The organism is Alkalicoccus halolimnae, assembly GCF_008014775.2.
Lineage (GTDB): Bacteria > Bacillota > Bacilli > Bacillales > Salisediminibacteriaceae > Alkalicoccus > Alkalicoccus halolimnae.
Window position 1 is genome coordinate 3180376 of the sequence record NZ_CP144914.1, and the last position, 19153, is coordinate 3199528.

At 46.9% G+C, this 19153-nt stretch carries 17 protein-coding genes; 3 read left to right on the forward strand and 14 right to left on the reverse strand.

Going from position 1 to position 19153, the window contains the following annotated elements:
- Positions 1-42: 42 nt before the first annotated feature.
- The 8 genes from FTX54_RS14585 to FTX54_RS14620 all read right to left on the reverse strand — a co-directional run bounded on the left by FTX54_RS14585 (position 43) and on the right by FTX54_RS14620 (position 10051).
- Entirely contained in the window at positions 43-639 is a 597-nt protein-coding gene (locus tag FTX54_RS14585) for a general stress protein (protein WP_147803729.1), read from the reverse strand.
- A 306-nt stretch (positions 640-945) separates the two neighbouring features.
- The gene (locus FTX54_RS14590) at positions 946-2034 is read right to left on the reverse strand and encodes a YsnF/AvaK domain-containing protein (protein ID WP_187254536.1); all 1089 of its coding nucleotides are present in this window, start codon (positions 2032-2034) and stop codon (positions 946-948) included.
- Positions 2035-2884: 850 nt separating this feature from the next.
- The gene (locus FTX54_RS14595; protein ID WP_147803727.1) at positions 2885-4615 is read right to left on the reverse strand and encodes a sensor histidine kinase; all 1731 of its coding nucleotides are present in this window, start codon (positions 4613-4615) and stop codon (positions 2885-2887) included.
- Positions 4616-4638: 23 nt separating this feature from the next.
- Positions 4639-5277: a YesL family protein gene (locus FTX54_RS14600; RefSeq protein WP_147803726.1), complete on the reverse strand. Its 639-nt coding sequence runs from the start codon at positions 5275-5277 to the stop codon at positions 4639-4641.
- Between the two features lie 13 nt (positions 5278-5290).
- Positions 5291-6148, reverse strand: a complete 858-nt coding sequence (locus tag FTX54_RS14605; protein WP_147803725.1) for a carbohydrate ABC transporter permease — start codon at positions 6146-6148, stop codon at positions 5291-5293.
- 23 nt (positions 6149-6171) lie between these two features.
- On the reverse strand, positions 6172-7104 hold the full coding sequence (locus FTX54_RS14610; protein WP_147803724.1) for a carbohydrate ABC transporter permease: 933 nt from the start codon (positions 7102-7104) through the stop codon (positions 6172-6174).
- Between the two features lie 81 nt (positions 7105-7185).
- The gene (locus tag FTX54_RS14615) at positions 7186-8469 is read right to left on the reverse strand and encodes an ABC transporter substrate-binding protein (RefSeq protein ID WP_147803723.1); all 1284 of its coding nucleotides are present in this window, start codon (positions 8467-8469) and stop codon (positions 7186-7188) included.
- A 190-nt stretch (positions 8470-8659) separates the two neighbouring features.
- Positions 8660-10051 (reverse strand): response regulator, encoded by a 1392-nt coding sequence (locus FTX54_RS14620; RefSeq protein ID WP_147803722.1) that lies wholly within the window; start codon positions 10049-10051, stop codon positions 8660-8662.
- Between the two features lie 726 nt (positions 10052-10777).
- On the opposite strand from FTX54_RS14620, the gene FTX54_RS14625 reads away from it, so the two are divergent.
- Positions 10778-11548 carry a VOC family protein gene (locus FTX54_RS14625; RefSeq protein WP_147803721.1) on the forward strand — a complete coding sequence of 257 codons (771 nt, stop codon included), beginning with the start codon at positions 10778-10780 and terminating at the stop codon, positions 11546-11548.
- 123 nt (positions 11549-11671) lie between these two features.
- Here FTX54_RS14625 and FTX54_RS14630 read toward each other — a convergent pair whose 3' ends face one another.
- The 4 genes from FTX54_RS14630 to FTX54_RS14645 form a co-directional block, all read right to left on the reverse strand.
- Positions 11672-12271: a hypothetical protein gene (locus FTX54_RS14630; RefSeq protein ID WP_147803720.1), complete on the reverse strand. Its 600-nt coding sequence runs from the start codon at positions 12269-12271 to the stop codon at positions 11672-11674.
- Between the two features lie 715 nt (positions 12272-12986).
- Complete coding sequence (locus tag FTX54_RS14635; protein ID WP_147803719.1) at positions 12987-14417, reverse strand: sodium:solute symporter family protein; 1431 nt, start codon at positions 14415-14417, stop codon at positions 12987-12989.
- Between the two features lie 2 nt (positions 14418-14419).
- The gene (locus tag FTX54_RS14640; protein WP_246125621.1) at positions 14420-14650 is read right to left on the reverse strand and encodes a hypothetical protein; all 231 of its coding nucleotides are present in this window, start codon (positions 14648-14650) and stop codon (positions 14420-14422) included.
- 20 nt (positions 14651-14670) lie between these two features.
- Entirely contained in the window at positions 14671-15606 is a 936-nt protein-coding gene (locus tag FTX54_RS14645; protein ID WP_147803718.1) for an ornithine cyclodeaminase family protein, read from the reverse strand.
- 449 nt (positions 15607-16055) lie between these two features.
- Between FTX54_RS14645 and FTX54_RS14650 the strand changes: the two genes are divergently transcribed.
- Positions 16056-16490, forward strand: coding sequence for an Hsp20/alpha crystallin family protein (locus tag FTX54_RS14650; RefSeq protein WP_147803717.1), 435 nt, complete (start codon positions 16056-16058; stop codon positions 16488-16490).
- Positions 16491-16659: 169 nt separating this feature from the next.
- The gene (locus FTX54_RS14655; RefSeq protein ID WP_147803716.1) at positions 16660-17178 is read left to right on the forward strand and encodes a phosphatase PAP2 family protein; all 519 of its coding nucleotides are present in this window, start codon (positions 16660-16662) and stop codon (positions 17176-17178) included.
- Between the two features lie 19 nt (positions 17179-17197).
- On the opposite strand, the gene FTX54_RS14660 is transcribed toward FTX54_RS14655, so the two are convergent.
- Both FTX54_RS14660 and FTX54_RS14665 read right to left on the reverse strand, forming a co-directional pair.
- Positions 17198-17929, reverse strand: coding sequence for a hypothetical protein (locus FTX54_RS14660; protein WP_147803715.1), 732 nt, complete (start codon positions 17927-17929; stop codon positions 17198-17200).
- 246 nt (positions 17930-18175) lie between these two features.
- Positions 18176-19138 carry a nuclease-related domain-containing protein gene (locus tag FTX54_RS14665; RefSeq protein ID WP_147803714.1) on the reverse strand — a complete coding sequence of 321 codons (963 nt, stop codon included), beginning with the start codon at positions 19136-19138 and terminating at the stop codon, positions 18176-18178.
- Positions 19139-19153 lie beyond the last annotated feature (15 nt).

Genomic DNA, 19153 nt, shown 5'->3' on the forward strand with positions numbered 1-19153 from the left:
TGTCCCCTTGTTTTTTCGGAGGACAGCCTTTTTGTGTTTTATCTATTTGTGTTTTTCGTTATCCGTTTCTGCTTTAGGCGATTCATCCGCCAGATCCTGCTGGTTTTCATCAACAACTTCTTCCTGTTTTTTCGCTCTTTCAGCCTTTTCCGGATCGTCCGTTTCTGTTTCTTCAGCCGGTTCAGGCGCAGGTGGAGCTTCGTCTACGATATCGGCTGCAGAGCCCATCTGTTCGCTGGTCGTGGCAGTGTCTCCCCGTCCTTCCGGCGAGATCTTCACTCCGTCCTCCACAAGCAGCACCATCCGTCCGTCTTCTACACCACTTCGGTACTTTTCAGCATCTTCATCGGATACTCCTGCTTCGACAAGCGTTTCCTCGCCTTCTTCTTTCCGTGCTTTCTCCTGTTTTAAATTTAACTTTTCCTTCATCTTCGCTACCCAGCCGCTTTCACCGGTATGTTCGGTATCGATTTTTTCCAGCGTAATGCCCGGAAACAAATCGTCGGCAAACACGGTGCGGTGCCCTTCCCGGCTGAGTACGACTGTAACGTTTTTCGGATCTATACCTTCCTGCTGGAGTCTTTTAATTTCCTCCACCATCTGTTCTTTTTCTTCATACATCCCAACTACTCGTGTCATTATTATCGAACCTCCTGTTCATTTGTAAAAATCAGCTTAGTAATCATTTTTCCTTTAACAGGAAAGCGTAAACCAGTTTGTCGTATTCCCCCCATAGATCGCAGAAAAAAGAGCCGTCCCTGGGTGATCCAAGAGACGGCTCCTGAGTAAACGCTATATTCAATAAAAAAGCTGTGTTAAAGCTTGGAGCTCCTGGGTTAATAAAGGGAGGACGGCCCGCCCCGAAAGCGCACGTTCATCACTTGTCTTCTTTATTTTCAAGCTGGCCTGAATAAATACAGGCAGAGGCACTGTTTAAGTCTGTCTTTATTCTTCTTTCGTTCCGCGGTAGTTTGTTTTACCATCCACGCGGCCTTCTTCATCAATTTCTGCTTCTTCCCGTTTCACTTTTTCCGTGGATTCTTCTGTATCTTCATATGTCCGCTTGCCTACGAAAACTTCCTCCGTAACAACCGGTTTCTTTCGGATCTCCACTTCTTCCTCTTTAATCGGAATGCGGATTTCTTCTGTGTCTTCCTTAATTTCGCCGCCTTCAGGACGATCTTTAACCGAGCGTCTTTCCACATAAACTTCTTCCCGCTGGACAGGCACTTTAATCGTTTTCTCTTCTTCAATGATACGCTTGCGGACGCCTACTTCGCCTTTTTCCACTTCTTTTTTATTGATATCCAGCTGCTCTTCACGAAGCTTCAAAGCCTGTTCTTCGTCTTCCTCGACCGGCTCCGTCTTTTTTGCAGAGGCCGGTTCAGGTGGCGCCGCCGCTTTCTGCTCTCTTTCCTCCTGCAGAGCATGCTCTTTTGCTTCCTCTGTCACATGCTTATGCGTCTGCTGCTCCTGCTGAACAGCCTGCATTTCTTTTTCTTTTTCTGTAATACCCTCTGCTCTCACTTCTTTTGGCTCCAGTATTTTTTCCTGGGCAGCATGAGCCGTTTCAGATGTCTCGGAAAATTCTTCTGTCTCTCGTTCCCGCTGCTGGATCGGCGTGACCGGACGAATATCTTTATTCAGCTGATTGCTCTGCAGCTCTGGTTTTTCAGCATGAAGCAGCAGGACAAGTCTGCCTGCATCCACATCTTCACGGTATTTTTCCGCTTCAAGCTGGGTCAGACCGAGTCGTACAAACTGGTTCTCACTCGCTGCTTTGCGCTCCTCTTCTGCTTCGGTATTCAAAGCATTTTTTATCGTAGAGACAAAGTCACCTTCTCCTTCAGGCTTCGTTGCAACCTTCTCCACGTTTACGCCCATTGCGATATCTTCGGAAAACAACGTTGGAAACTCTTCCTTCCCAACTACAACTGATATTTTTACCGGCTCGTAGCCCTGCCCTTTCAGCTTCTGCACTTCTTCTTTCAGCAGCTGTTCTTTTTCGTAAACACCCATTATACGTGTTTTCATGTAAGTATATCCTCCTTGTTTTTCCATACTTTCTATCCCTCTCCTTCCCTGCGTGCAGGTGCTTAAACTGCAGGCATGAAATTTCGTTCAAACGGACTATGTAAGTGGAATGAATCCTCTTTTTGCTCCTGTCTTTAGGAGGTTCTCCCGTTAGGAGCAGCTCCCTGTAGAGTTTGAAGACTTCTGTAAACAACCGCAAAACAAAATACGATTTCAGCAGAGTCTTAACTTAAATAACTTTCTATACATAAAAACTGTGAGTCTGTTGTTGATATATAAGCAAACTTCGCTGCAACCCGGCAGGCTTGCCGTGGAGGAGATCTCCAGCTTCCTCAGGCTTACGCCCTGCGGGATCTTCCGACCTCCTTCTACACGGGCATGTTTCCGCTTCGTTTTCATTTTCAAATACAGAAAGCCCGCTGGTTGAGCTGGTTGAATCAAGAAGGTACCAAGTTAGAAGCCAGTGCCAAGGTGATTTTTTCAAGACGCCTGCGGAAAAAGAAAGCGGGAAGATCCTCCCGGACGCAAGAGAGGGAGAGCTGAAGGCTTTCTCCGCGGCAGGCGGAAGAGCCGCAGGCACTCCAAAAAACAACACAGAGCTTTAACAAAGCCTTAACTTAAGCTGTAAGGCAAATGGGGCGACTCCAGGGCGAATAAGGACGAGCCGAAGATCCATCCCGCACGACCGCAGGGAGGACGGGATCAGCTGAGGCCGGCTCGGAACGCGTCCCTATGGAAACGAAAGCGACCCTTTATCTCTTATCAACTTTATTTTCAAGGCAGCCTGCATAAAAAAAGCTGCCCCAATAGAGACAGCCTGGCTTTTATCAATATGAAAGGAATCTTTCTGCTAGGCACTGTGCTTCTTTACTTCGCTTAATGGAATAATTACTTTGACGATTGAGAACGCCTCTTTTTCACTTTCGATTTCGATATGGGCTTCCCCGTTATAATAAACAGCGATCATTTTTTTCACATAGCTGAAGCCGATACCGATCCCTTCCCGGTTTGTCGTATCATCCTGGAGCAGCCTTTCTGTCTCCGAATTCGTCAAACCGTGTCCGTTGTCACGGACCGCCAGCACAAGAGAGGCGTTTTCCACGTAAATATGAACATCGATATGCCCCTCATCTTCCAGACCGTGAAAGATGGCATTTTCCGCAAGCGGCTGCAGGATGAACCGCGGCACGAGCGTATCGAGCATAGAATCACGGATATCGGCATGAATGCTGTAGTCAAACGAGTAGCGTACCTGCTGGAGAATAAAATAGTTCTCCACGGCCTGCAGCTCCTCCCGGAGAGAAGCGGTATCTCCTTTTTTCTTCAGATTATAGTACAAAAGTTTATTGAGGGACGTCACAATACGGTCGATATCCTTTTGTTTATGAAGGACAGCGAGCCAGTGGACTGTATCAAGAGTATTCATTAAAAAGTGGGGGTTGATCTGATATTTAAGCTTCTCAATTTCCAGATCGGCCCGGTGTTTTTCTTTTTCCTGGACTTCCGTAAGCAGGGCACGAATTTCCCCTTTCATCGTATCCAGCTGGTCAAGTACGTTGTCAAATTCGGGAATCTTCGTACGCTGGGCAGAAGAATGCCACTCCTGGTTGGTGACCGCTTCAATTTCCCCCTGGAACTGCAGGAGCGGACGGTAGACCATCATCCGCAGGAGAGACGCAATAAACAGCGTCGCCAGCACAAACACGGCAGCAAGCACGGCCATCTGGGACATCCAGGAGTCCCGCGCTGCTATATATTCTGAGCTCGGAATAAGCGAAACGATGCTCCATCCATGGCGGCTCGTATCCCGGAACCAGAAATAACCGTTATCCCTCCCGCTTGCTTCGGTTATGTCTCCTTCATTAAACTGACTGCCCGGCTCAAACAGACGGGCAAGTTCCGAATGGACAATTTCCCCTTCCTTATTTAAGAGCAGACGGAAGGAGCGATCCGTCATCGTTTCTTCTCCGGAGGTCGTTTTTTCCCGGTAGTTTCCTTCGAGATAAAAACGGTGATAGTCGCCGTTCGGATAATAAATATCGCGGGAAATCGAGATGACGTACTGCGTATTAAGCGGGTTCATGCTGATATGAGGACCGTAATATTCATAGCCGCCGTACCGTCCGAGATATGGCAGATTATCGATATCAAACGAATCACGGAGGAGCATGTTTTGAAACACCGGTTCCTCCTCTTCCGTCATATAAACTGCAAGACCGACGCTCGCATTGGAATAGGAAATATAATCAAGCTCCCGCTTGATTTCCTCACTGCGGCTCAGAAGCTCCGCTGTATCATCCGCTTCCAGGTAGCTGCCAATATTTCTCGCGATGTTACTTGGATAGATGAACTGCTGGGATACCTGGGCGAGCGTGTCCATCACGTATTCCGTATGCGTAAGCTGCTGGTGCAGATCACTTTGTGCCCCTTCTTCGATCTGCGTGGCAATCGTCGACTGAATATTTTTATAGGAGACCCAGACTGTAATCGAAAATGGAACGAAAACAGCCAGGACAAACAGAATGAGGATCCGCTTTCGAAGCGATATATTCCTTAACTGCTGCAGTCCTGCGGTTCTCATATCAGCTTATCCTCCCTGCTCTTTTAAGTAAGCGCAGGCATCGAATGATCCTGACGCTTCTGGATATGACGCATGGCAAACTTTGTTCCTTTCATCATAATCCATACGCTTACACTTGCAAAGAAGAAGATAAAAAATCCGGTGAAAACAAGCACTGCCAGGACAGCGAGAAACGCAAAAACCATTCCTAAAAAGATATGCGGGGACGTAATGCTGATAAACAGCGTGTTTTTCCATGAAGCTGCCAGCCTCTTTTCCCCGGTAAGGAACTGAACCGGAAAAACAAACCAGGCGTAGCTTAAGACAAATAAAAACAGGCCGACGAGCATAAACATTACGTATACCGAAGCCGGATTTGCCCAGTTCTGCGCGAGATAAATCCCGTAGGCAGGAAGAGCCGCAAGCGGCGTCAGCATCCATCCGGTTGCATTTGCCTGCAGAAATGATTCCCGGAATTCCTTATAAAACGTTTTGAAAATCGGTGCAGACCGGTCTTCATCCCAGATATGAACGAGGCTGACGAGCGCCCGCGTTGCCGGAAAGAGACCGAATATCCCCAGTCCGGCAATCGTGAAAAAGATCCAAAGCATATTCGCGTAGAAGAACCTCGCACACTGCAGCGTTATCCGGTATACGAGATCGGTTAATCCTAAAAAAGCCATGTCGCTTCCTCCTCTATTTCACAGCTCCGCTCATAATATTATTAATTACTTTCTTCTCAAAAATAATGTAGACGATCAAAAGCGGCAGAATCGTAACGATTGTAAAAGCAAGCACCATCGGCCAGTCCTGCATGCCCATGCTGTCCCGGAGCATAAAGAGCTGGTAAGGCAGAGTCCGCATGTCCTGGGAAGTCGTAAAAGCAAGAACAAATGGAAATTCATTCCATGCTTCTCTCAAAGAAAAAATACTGACGGTAATAATCGCCGGAAGAGAGATCGGGATAACGATGTACCAGATGATCTGCCACGGTTTCGCCCCGTCAATGGCCGCCGCTTCTTCAAGTGCTTTCGGGATAACCCGGAAGAAGCCGGCGAGAATCCACGTCGCGAGCGGTACCGCTGTCGCTGTATAGGTCAGAATCAGTGCCAGATACGTATCAAGCATGCCGAAGAAGGCAATACCTGTAAAAAGAGGAACGATAATGCTTGCCCGGGGGATAATTCTCGGCACCAGAATGACGAGCAGCAGAATATGCCGGAATTTAAAGGCATAACGGGCAAAGGCGTACCCTGCCAGAATACTGACGAACACAGCCAGCGCTGTCGACGTAATAGCGAGAAACACGCTGTTCATTAAATACTGCCAGAAGTTCGGATACTCAAATACACGCAGGTAATTATCAAAGTTGAAATTTCTCGGAATAAGGGAAATCGGCGTCATATATACTTCCGTTGCTGACTTGAAGGAAGCCGACACCGCCCAGATCAGCGGGGTCACCGTCCATACAAGCAGGACGAACAGCGGTATCCAATAGAGTCTGTCACTAAACCAGCGCTGGAATTTTTTCGGTTTAATTGTCTGTTCAGCCAAAGCAGCCACCTCCTGAACGTTTCTTAGTCTCCACTGGAAACGTTAAATACTTTTAAGTAAATGACACTAACGAGCACATTGAAAAACAAAATGACAACCATGACGGTGCTTCCAAGGGAATACTGAAGCTCACTGAAAGCGACGTTATACATATAAAGCGCCATTACTTCCGTCGCCCGTCCCGGACCGCCGTTAGTCAGGGGCAGAATCACGTCAAACATATTGAAGCTTGCAAAACTCAGCCAGATGAGGCTGATCCCCATCATCGGAGCGATAAGCGGCAGAATAATTTTAAAGAGAATATGATGTTTCTTTGCTCCGTCGACCGTCGCAGATTCAAAGAGTTCATTATCCACACCCTGAATCCCCGCCAGAAGAATCAGCGTTGCAAAAGGGGCGACGAACCAGACGTTTGCAAGAATACATATAATCAGCGCCCATACCGGACTTGCGAGGAAGTTAACCGATGACAGCCCAACTGTTTCCAGCATCAAATTGATCATACCGACATCTCCGCTGAACAAAAAACGGAACATGATCGCTGTTGCAATACCGGATACAAGGTAGGGCACAAGTGCCATTGCTTTAAAAAAGTTACTGAAGCTGCGTACTTTATACAGACTTAAAGCAAAGCTTAAAGCAAGCAACAGTCCGAGAATGACGCTCCCGAACACAAAGATAAGTGACACGTACATGGAATTTAAAAAGGCCGGATTCGTAAATAAGTAAACGTAGTTTTCTAAGCCCGCGAAGGCAGCATTTCCAAATGAGAGGCGGATGTCGAAGAAGGACATCGTCAGCCCGCCGATCACGGCGTATCCAAGGACGCCAAATACAAAAAGAACGGCCGGAGTAATGAGCAGGTAAGGAATCAGTTTCCGCCGGAACATACGCTTTTTATCCCGTCGTTCCTGTACCGCGTTTTTTTCCTCCACCGTGGAAGATATCGTAGACATGCGTTCCCTCCTCACGATTACAGTCAAATCGTTGGCATACTGGAAAATAAGTGTTCCCGGGAGATCCCGGGAACCGTTATGTTAATCAAGGGCATCCAGTTCAGGCTGGAATTCCTGCGCAATTTCTTCTGCATCGCGCTCCGGATTCTGCAGTGCTTCCTGCATAACGTCGAGCAGGATCTGGTGCACTTCCCCCTGATTAATGTGGGACGGCATAATGATCGCTTCCGCGAAAGCTTCTTCAAAGTCCGCAGCCCAAGGTTTCGCTTCCTGGTATTCATCACTGCTCATCACTTCCTGATTCGTCGTCGGCTGGTAGCGGTTCGCTACTTCAGAAACGATTTCCGAATCACTCAGATACTTGAACACTTCCATAACTTCTTCCGGATGCTCCGTATTGGAACTTACCATCATCGGCCAGCCCCACAGTTCGTGTTCGTTTTCTCCTTCCATTCCAGGCCGTGCCGGCTGAGGTGCTGCCGTCCACTCTTCGCCATATTCCATTTCTTCCTGGATCAACGGGAAGATGTTATCACCGATCGGAGCCATCGCTGCATTGCCGCCGATGAACGCTCCGCGCATTTCACCGGATGACCAGGAAATGGCACTCGGATCAATCAGTTCCTCTGCCATAAGCGTCTGGTAAAATTCAATTAAATAGTGCCCTGCTTCGGTATCAAGCTGCGGGAGCCCGCTGTCTGAATATTCTCCGCCCATCGATACAAACAGCGTACTGAGCCACCATGCCGGATGCTCTCTTCCTCCGACGATCGCGTATCCGTCACGCTCGTCGTTATCGAGCGTACGCGCCGCATCGAGAAGCTGATCGTAGTTTTCCGGAATTTCCAGGTTTTCTTCTTCAAACCAGTCCTGACGATACACGTGCCAGTAAGGCCCTACATGAATGCCCATCCCATAGCTCGTATCTTCCCATCCGGCGATGTCCCACGCCTGATCGAGAATTTTATCAAATGATTCCGGATCTTCCTCCTGCCACTGGGCAATATATTCGTCCATCTCCATTAACGTTCCCTGCGAGACCATCGTCCCGACATTGTCATGGAAAACCTGGACAATATCCGGATCATTTCCTGCCGAATGGTTTCTCATAAAGTCAGAAACAGCCTGCTCCAGTGGAACAACGTCCGTTTCCACCCGGATATCGGGATTGTCTTCGTGAAACTGTTCAAAGTTATCTGCAGGGATAAAGTCTTCCCGTCCGAACCAGACACGGACAACGGTTTCTTCCCCGTCTTCACCGCCCCCGTTATTACCGCTCGTTTCTCCTTCTGCATTATCGTTGCCGCCGCATGCGGCCAAAGCTGCACAGCTGACTGCCAAAATTCCTGCTGACCATAATTTCATTGCTTAACCTCCCCTTATTTCTTTAGTTTGAAAGCAGCTGCTTTCCCCGTTTCTGAAGAAAGTGAACCCCCTTCAGCTGCCGTTAACAAAATAGTAGCAAAATTAAAGCGCTTACATCTCGTGTATTTGGCTTACATAAGGTGAAAAAAAAGGCTTTACGTGTATGTGAACACATACACGCAAGCCGAATTCACCCCGTATAAAAGTCATTTTTACTACTTTGCCGCTTGCGGAACTCACTCGGGAGTATCCCGACGTATTTTTTAAAGTTCTTACTGAAGTATTTTTCATCTATATAGCCGCACTTTTCTGCAATACGCAGAATAGGCAGGTTCGTCAAAGCAAGCATCTCCTGCGCTTTGTTCATGCGAAGCCGCATCATATACTGATGAAAGGTAAGCTCAGTCATATCTTTCAGGCAGCGGTTAAAATAGCTTTTACTCATATTAACGTCGTTCGCCACCTGATCTGCGGTCAGTGATTCATCGTAACGAGTTTCCATCTGGTGAATCGCTTTGTACACCGAAGCAAGGACTTCCTGAGAATAATTTTTCTGCTGCTGCCGCTGCATTCGCAGCCGGTAGTCGGTAATGAACTGCAGCCACTCCTGCCAAGAGGTGACATCGTCTATGTTAGCTTCTTCCTGGGACGGTACATGAATAAAGCGGTCCCGCAGTTCTTTTCTGACTTCCCTTGCAAGCGTAACGAGATCCTCTTTCGTGAGACGCCACCGGTAGACCGCATCAATCAGATCGTGAAAAGCCTCTTCATCAAAAATCCACGTAAGCCGGCGTACTCTTTCAAATAAGGCTGAGTAATTATCAAGAGTTGTATTCAGCTCTTCATGAATCCCGGCAAGCGGAAGAGAAACGAGTTCCCCCTTTTTTTCGTAGAAGGTAAAAACAGGGGCGTAGGAACGGAGCAGATAATAGATATCTGTCTCATCATAAGCTTCCATCCGGTACGTATGCAGGATCCAGTAATTTTCTCCGGCATATTCCCATCCAGCAAGAACTTCTTCTTTGGAAACTCCCTTCTGAAGCGGAATCAGCAGCGTCCTTTTGTTCAGTTTCTGTGTCTTCTGAACCCCATGCAGATCCGGGATAACGCTCTCAGAAAACTGCTCTCCTTCCCCCTTATATAAAACGAGACTTTCCGCTATTTCCAACGATGGTGCTTTTTCTTCTGATGAGGTAAATTTTTTCGTCTCAATAATAGAAGCAATCCGCTGAAGTACCGGTTCAAATTTATTTTCTTCAAGTTCGACTTTCGCAATATAATCCAGGGCCCCGAGCCGGAGTGCTTCCTGAATCGCTTCGAAATCCTGATGCAGCGTAAGAACTACGACGTGCAGGTCCGGAAAGTCCTTCTTCACTTCCCGCATCAGTTCCAGTCCGGACATCACCGGCATATTTAAATCTGTAATCAGCAGATCACTTGCTGTTTCCTTAAGTACTTCCAGCCCCTTTTTTCCATTCGACGCTTCTCCAACAATTTTCATGTTGAAATCTTCCCAAGGCATCGCTGAAATGATTCCTTTGCGCACGAGCTGATCATCTTCCACTATGACTACCCGAAGCATTATGAGCCCCCTCTTTCTAAATTAATCGTTATTCAGCGCAACAGCCGTGTTTCCCCGGGCTGTTCTTTCTTCCGGGAACGAAAGAAAATGAATGATTTTATTATAACACTGTATTCATTTCTGATTCATAAATTGAAGCACCCGCTGTATTGTCCCCTCCACCATCCGTATAAATTTGAATACACGACGAAAGCTGTATTAAAAGAATTAAACAGAATTTGCGGTGGAAATAAGAAAAGTTCCTGACATCTAGACGAAATACCCCCGGCTCTTCCCGATCATCTATAGTAAAACTCTGTTAGTATAAAAGAGAAAGAAAAGCCGAGCCTCAGCCCTCGTGAAAGCTTCCGTCTTCAGCGGGGATCATTCATAATACTCGAGAATGCCTTTTTATAACGACTTTTGAAATTGATCCATTCAATTCAATTTCATATATGCTTTTAGCAGGCTAATATAAACAGAATAATTATATTCTAACGTTTGTATTTAAAGTTGACCGAAGCGAAAGACGACGACTCCCGGAGGAGGCAGCGCCGTCTGAAGATCCACTTTTGCGAAAGGGCTACTCGCAAAAGTCAGCTGAAGACAAGCCCTCGGGAAAGCGTCCGTCTGCAGCGGAGAGCCTGTACATTGTTCGTTTTTTACGGATTGCCTTCTATAATGAAGCTGATTCACTCATATAAATTTCCATTAATTTGAAAAATAATTAAAAAAGGAGAGGGAACGATGACGAATCAAAAATCGGAATTCCAGCTTGACCACACGGTTCACTATGTAAACGATCTGGAAGAAGCGAAAGCAGCTTTTCAGAAGCACGGCGTAAACGTTTTTCACGGAGGATCACACAAACTGTGGGGGACGCATAACGCGCTGGCCTATTTCGAACTGACTTACCTCGAATTTATCAGCGTGGAAAATTGGGAGACCGCCAAAAACCCGCCGGAGCCGAACCTGATTGCCCAGAGCGCACTCACCTATCTCCCGGAACAAGAAGCGCTCAGCCGTATAGCTGTAAGGACGGATGACCTTGATGCTGTCTCGGATTCCCTTAAGGGGAGCGGCCTTGACGTTTCTCCGATCAAACAGGGAAAACGAACGGACAGCGAAGGAAGACTGATCGAATGGCGGATGCTGACAATAGACGGAGACTATAACGGGCTGCTCTATCCTTTTTTCATCGAATGGAAAGAAGCCGATCCTGAGCGCCTTAAAACCCTCCAGCAGAAAGGACTGACGACACATCCTGCCGGAGATATCTCTCTTGAAAAAGCCGTAATGGAAACGGCCGATCCCGAAGCTGCCGTCAGGAACTGGCACGAGCTTTTCGGATTCGAAACCATTTCCCCGGTGGAAATACAGCTTGGCGGAAAAATCCTTCACTTTAAAAAAGGCACAGCCGGGCGACTGACAGAACTGCATTTCCAAACAAACAATTCTGCCCTTGCAGGAACTGTTGTTACCCTTGGCAGCGGACGCTACGTTTTCGCCCATTCATAAAAGGATTTTTTGTCCAGCACCATTTTGTGGACCCGCAGATCCAATCTCTAATAGCAAAGCTTGCCCTTCACTCTGCCAAAAAAATCTCCGCCCCATTATTAATGCGGCGGAGATTTTTACAGGTCACGAAGGAAGAATCCACTCCCTCGTGTTCCAGAGTTCACTTACGAGCGCTTCCGATTCGCCCGTATTGGCATTAATATAATAGGTTTTAACAGAGCCGTCAAAGCGGACTTTGACTTTCCAGAGCGGCAGATAAACGAGCTCGATCTTTTCCAGTTCATGTTTTGGTTTTTTCAGTATATAGCTTCGATTAATCTGCTTCTGCTGAATATCCGGCACATATTTGTCTACAGCTTCCTGTCTGGAAATTGCCGGTTTCCGAAGCTGCGCCGATTCAGCGTCCGTCCCCTTCATTTCCGGAACTTTGGAAAACAAACCGCGGTATCCGGAAACGCTGTCGATAAAAAGCATATTCGGCATCACTTTAGAAGGAAATGGTCTGCGCTCGGCTATAACCAGGGTTTTCACTATCCACATCGGATGAAAAATAAATTCTGCCTCAATCATCTGCTTTTTTATAGAAGCAGCGTTTACCTCCCGCCTCCATTTATCCGTCATTTTCAGGCTTTTATAAATACAGGAAGCCAGTTCTTCTTCCCGAATAAGCTCACCGCTTCCTAACATCTGTACTTTTTCAAGCACATCCTCACCTGCTTCCATCAATTCACTCCCCTTTCGTCGACACTGCTGAAAAGATATACAGGATAGGTCTCCCAGCTGCTCAAATTCAATATATATGTTGAACTTCATAATTCGTTTCCGCTTCTGTAACCAGCCGCTTTTCTCTTCTTCCGGCAGGAACGGTCTGCCGTTAGAAATGGGAGCCCCTCCTTCTTTCGATGAAGAAGGCGGGTTTCAAGGTCATACATGCTATCTATATAGATATTAAGTACAATTTATATAGTTGAATCCGCTTCATCAGATACTCTTTACGTTCACTTCAAACTTCGCCAATAACAGCTGAAGACGAGTCCCGCGGAAAGCTTTAGCCTGGAAGCAAACGAAAGAAGCGGCTGTTTACGGAGACACTTATGCAGGATGGCGGCACCATAAGGCATGAAAATGGCCTTCTATTAGGAATGGAATGCCCCCCTCTATAAAGGTCGAATAAAGGATAGGCAGAAGGGGGTTTCTTTATTAGAAGGCCGATCCTGCTCCGTATTTTTACTGGGCGCTGGAGTGGACATGGGGCGAATAAGGACGAGCCGAAGATCCATTCCGCCCGACCAAAGGGAGGACGGAATTAGCTGAGGCCGGCCCGCCCGGAAAGCGTCCCCATAGAAACGAAAGCGCACGTTCACCGATTTTCTTCTTTATTTTCAAGGTAGCCTTTGTTAAAAAAGAAAGACTACCTTTTCAACGGCCTCCCTTTCGTTTAGGAGTACCCGTGGTAGCGGTCCACTTCAGCCTGCATCTCCTTAGAAGGTGCTTTCGTCAGAAGACTGACTACCACAACAAGAATCGCAGACACCGGCAGGGCAACTATCGGTTCAGCTACGAGAGCAAAAGGCAGGGCAATCATAATCAGAAAAGCGATGCCTCCCCCAATCATCCCAGCCAGAGCGCCTGCAAGGTTTGCTCTCTTCCACCAGATCCCCAGTACAAGCGGGAAACCGAAAATAGACACAAGCGCTCCGCCGACCCATCCGACCATAACTGCAATCAGCTGCGGAGGATCGATGGCAAAAAAGATCCCTACAAAGCTCGCCAGCATCATAACGGCAAATCCAAGCCTCGTCACAGTTTTTTCGGAAGCATTTTTATTAATATATCCTTTGTAAATGTCGTGCGCGACCCCGGCCGAAACTGCGAGCAGCATCGCATCGGCAGAAGACATGATCGCTGCAAGCAGCCCTGCAAGAAGAACGCCTGCAAGCAGTGCCGGCAGATAATTTTCTATGACGGAAATAAAAATCATATCCTGATTCTCGAGCGAGTCAACGATTCCCAGACTTGCGCCTGCAGAAGCAATGAAAAAACCGAACACAAAAACAGATAAATATAGAAAACACGCGCCGAGCGCCGATCGTCTCGCCGTCTTTGCATCCCGGGAAGCGAAATTACGCATAACCGCCGACGGAGAAACGACACCAAACCAGAGGAAGGCCAGAAACAGACCGAAGTACGACATCCACGGCTGGGTAATCGATCCGAAATCCGGGTCCGCTGCGAGCGCATCCTGAATCAAGTTGGCAACGCCCTGGTGTTCGAAGAAAATGACAACAGCCAGTACGAAAAGTCCGACAACCATGATCGCTCCCTGGATAAGGTCTGTGTATGTAATCGCCCACATACCGCCAAGTGCGGCGTAGAGTGTGAAGCCCACACCAAGGAGAATCACAGCAATTTCATAATCGATGCCTAATACATACGATCCTATAAGCCCGGAAGCCGTCAGCTGCGGCACCATATAAAACGTCATCGTGACAACAACAACCCCGGCCGCTACGAGCTGGGCCGGTTTTCCGAAACGAAATTTGAAAAACTCAGGAACCGTCCTTACCCCGGAGCGGCGGATCTGGGCGGAAATTAAGAATAATGCAAAAGAAGGAATAGCTACAGCACCAAATCCGTAGGCAAACAAGAAAGGAACGCCGAGCGCCACACCGGATCCGACAGCACCCATCAGGGAACTGGAACTGGCTACGGCAGCAAAAAGAGCAAAAGAACCTACGAAACTGTTAATGTTTCTTCCCGCAGTCCAATAATCGTCCTCCGAAGAATGCGCCCGTTTCGCAAAAAAGATACCTATGACTGTCATTAGGACAAGATACAACGCGAGAATAACTGCTTCCATTATCAGCATAATTAAACTCCTTTACCATTGTCTTTTTCGATCTTTTCGACCCACACCACGTGAATTATTGTCAGCAGCAGCCAGATGAAAAAGCAGAAAAACATCAGCCAGGCCACAAGAGAAATCCCCATCATATACGTATCAGCCGGCCACCAGATCCACACAATCGCGGAAATAAAAACTAAAATACCTGTCATGATAATTCCGGGATCTTTCCATTTCGATTTGGTAATCTCCTTCAATTCGTCCGCCTCCCTGCGCTTTAAGTTTTGTTTTCATAAAGTGCCTTGACTGTGACAAGGTCAAATATGGCGTCCCCCACTGATTTAAATACGATAAGTTTATTTTCGGGATGTTCAGGAAAATACGCTTTGGAAATCAGTTCTTTCAGCGTATAGGATGAGCTCTTTTCTCTGCCGAGTTCCTGCGCTTTCAGCATGTCCCCCGACTCCCGGAAAGCGCCTTCTGCGTCCACATGAATTTCGTCGGCGTTCTGGAGAATACTGTCCGGAATCTCCTGCATATCCGGACGAAAAGAACCAACGCCGACGATTAACTTCCCTTTCCAGAGGTCTTTGTTCCATTCCGGCAGAACAGGTGTTTTTGACGTCGTTGCGGTCACGATAATATCGGACTGCTGCACAAGTTTTTCTAAATCCACTGCTTCAATATGTAAATGAGGATACTCAGCTTCCGCTTTTTGAATAAAGTCTTCCGCCTTTGATTTCGTCCGGTTAAATACAAATACTTTCTCAATATTTCTGACAGCCAAAGCCGACTGCAGGTGGCTCCAGCCCTGGGTGCCGGTTCCGACGATGCCTAAATGAACCGCTTCTTTCCCCGCTAAATATTTCATTCCGAGTCCGCCCAGTGCTCCTGTTCGCATGCTCGTTATCGGCATGGCGTCACATAAAAGCAGCGGCTCCATCGTACTCCTGTCGTACAGAGCCATAATGCCGTGGATCGTCGGCTTATTGAGCCTGGAGTTACCCGGTGCCACTCCGACGAGTTTCGTAGCATAGTAATTTTTATAATAGGACGGCATTAATAAATTGGTATTATCACCGTCTTCCACGTGCATGCGGGCAGGTGAACGAATATTCCCTTCTTCGTTGTCCAGGTAAAATTCCTCGATGGATTGAATCGTTTTCTCCATCGTCAAATGTTCCCTTACAGTTTTTTCCGAAAGAAAATCCAAAAAAAGTCCTCCTTTAAGTACTATATTTAAAGATAACTATTACACAATTATTTCACAATTTCAAATTGAAAATTAATTTTACGGGGAGAGGAATGCACTTCGTCAAAACCACTGAAAACTGTATATCAGGGGGAGAATAAAAGCTGTTTAATGTCTTTTCACAAAAACCTTAATAAAGAACAACACAGGCGATGTTTACGGATAAACTTTTCATTACAACAAGGCTGAGGTTTTTAAATTGAATCGGTTCTACTATGACCTTATGAAAGTGAAAAAACTGCTTTTACACATAAAAACAGCTGTAAATAAGCCTTTTACAACCTTCTTTTGTTTTCATTAATAGTCATGATTATTTTCTTTTTTATGGATTTAATTTAATCTATTGACATATTTTAAAAAAGGTATATAATGCGTTATATAGAACGAATTCAAGAAATGAGGAGTGACAAATGAAAATGCGCCTGCCAAGAAAACGTGATTCCTTCTTTCCAAGTCTATTTGACCGGGGACTGGAAGCGGACTACGTGGATCGTTTTTTCGGGGAAATCTATTTTCCACAGGTCGATGTAAAAGAAAAAGAAAATCACTATGTCCTTGATGTGGATCTGCCCGGTTATACGAAAGAAGACGTCACCGTGGAATACGCCGATGGATATTTGGAAATAAGAGGAGAACGGGAAAAAAGCTCCCATATCGAAGAGGGCGACGGCCGCTTTATCCGTAAAGAGCGTTCCTACGGGTCGTTCCGCCGGCATTTTTTCATAGGAGAAATTGACAAAAACGAGATTTCAGGCTCTTTTAACAATGGAGTCTTAACCCTACAAGTGCCTAAGTCGAAAGAAGACGAGAAAAAAGAAAACGGGCACAGGATTAATATTGAATAACCCCTTATTTACCACACCGCGTCCCCGGTGTGGATTTTTTTGTGCTCCAATCGTTTGAAAAGCATGTTACTTCCCTTTATATTATAGTGGCAGGAGAGTTTCACTAAAAAGGGGCGTATCTGTTATTTTTGACTATCTGATCAGCATCGACAAACAATTATTCGAAATTTTGAATCAGCAGCTTCGTGCAGACTGGCTTGATCCGATTATGGTCTTCCTGACAACGATCAGCGATGTTGCTGCCTTCTGGTGGATAACAGCTGTTATTCTTTTAATTGCCGGCAGAAAAATCGGCAGCTATGTGCCGGGTCTGACGCTCGCTGCGGCAGTTGCTGCGGCTTTTATGGCAAGAAACGCCGCAGCATACCTCATTGCGAGGCCGCGCCCTCCGCTTACGGAAGAAAACGTGAACCAGCTGGTGGAACTTCCCATAGCGGACTCTTTTCCTTCCGGCCACGCTGCCTCGTCTTTTGCAGCTATGTACGTCATGGTCTACTTCTTCCCGTCCGCAAAATACTGGGCCATTCCGCTTGCGGTAATATTTGCGTACACGCGTCTTTACGTAGGAATGCACTTTCCCCTTGATTCACTTGCGGGTGCGCTTCTCGGACTTATCACAGCGGCTGTCACTACGAAACTGATCGTCTCGTACGCTGCTAAAAAGAAGAACCCTTCCGCTGCTTCATAAGCAGATGGAAGGGTTCTTTTTAACGGTTCAAATAGGCCCGTACTTCTTCGTGTTCTTTTTTAAGATGCTTTTTCGTATTTTTCCCGAGCTGATTGAGAAAATAATAGTTTAATGTCCCGTTAATTCCACCGCCGACAAGCGGAACGGAACGGCCCATCATTTTCGCGGCATGTTTCTTCATTTTTTTCTTCCCTACAATATCCGCAATTTTTACAGCGACCTTATACATCACTTCCTCGTCCACTTTTGCGGGTTCTTTTTTATCGGCATCGTCTTTCTTATCGAGCGTATCGATGGAGACCCCGCTGCCTCCCAGTCCTAGCAGCATCATTTTTAGCAGGTCATGCTGGATGGAATCGAAATAATCATCGTAAGATCCCGTTTCTTCATACGTGAAAGGGTTGGGCAGCACTCCGTAAATATGACCGAGTTCCTGGGTAAGCAAAAACATACGGCGGACATACTCTTCCACGTCAATAACCGCTCCGCCGAACATCGCTACCGGTCCTCCCGGAGCTCCAACCGCTGCCCCGGTCGCTGCAAATCGCTGCTTATGCTTCGTAATCGCCTTATCAGCAGCTTTGTCGAGCTTTTTCTGGTCAATATAGTAAATCTCGCGCGGGTGCTGCAGCTTATCAACGCCGCTGTCCTTGTTCAGCCGGCGGTACGTTTCATAAGGATGCATCTTATATCCCGGCAGCTTGCCTGCCTTTACAATCACATTCGATATCCTTGTTGTTAGTTTTTCCAAGTTACCCCTCCTAATCGGGCTGATAGTCAGGCTATACCCGGTATAGAAAGATTTGTACCCGGTTTTTTCACAAGAAAAGCACACGGAAGAAGGTACTGATGGGGAAATTGTGCCGGCTGGGGGCATAATTCCGCTGTTTCTTCTGATATTTCTCCCGGAGCCGGGCTTATTTCTGCCACTTCTCCTGATATTTCCGCCACTCGTCATTAATTCTGCCGTTTCTCCTAATAATTCTGCCACTTCTTTCTACGTAAGCCGCTCGTTTATGAAGCAGTAAGTGCTTGCTTTCGTGCTTCCGCCTGCTTTTTGCACGTAAGGCTTCACCAGACGCCTGACAGTGTTCCGGCCCTCAATTCCGAGAAGCATCGACGCCTGTTTCATCGTTATCTCGCTGCTGACAAAGCGTGCGTACATACGAAAAAGCTTTACGTGGGCTTTTTCATCTCTGTACTGACACGTTTCACAGATCCACCCTCCTCGTGCCTTCTTTAGGAAATGCTGAGGGCAATGAGCACACTGAACCTCAAACTGCAGGTCTGCCGGTGTCAGCTGATACTTCTGCATTAAATCGGATCTCCCCTCTTCATGTGCTCTCACCATTTCTTCCGCGAGAGCCAGACACTTTTTATCCGTTAACCGGCGCCTCTTATTTTCTGAAGAAAGCTGCGTAAAAACTTCCGGCAGTTTGGTAATGTGGGACAAATTTGGAATTGGCTCATCGGAACTAATATGTGAATAGTCATTGGCAATACAGATGTGGGAGTAAATCGGGATAGAGGGAAATCCGTGGGAGGTAAGCCATGACCTGAGCTGCTGCTCTTGCCTGCGGCTTTGCTGGAGCGGACAGGGATACACTTTTTCACCATGCTCCGTCTTTTGAATCAGTTGGGAATAATGCGGTTCAATCCGCAGTTTTCCTTTATAATTTTTCACTTCCAGAATCAAGATCATATAAGGAGTAACGACTACAGCATCCATCTGAAAATAGTAATTTCGGATGTTCTGCAGACGAAGCTGATAAAGAATCAAGCAGTTTTCCGGGAGAAACTGAAGATAGTAAGGGAGCATTTTCTCTCCCTGATAGCCTGCATGCTGCTGATAATAACACTGGTGGATGCGAGGATATTCGGAGTGCGTAACAGGGAGGCAGGCCAGTAATGCCTCATACTCATCAAGCACCGGTGGGCGGATTTGCGGCTTTATTTCCATTGAACAGCTCCTTTT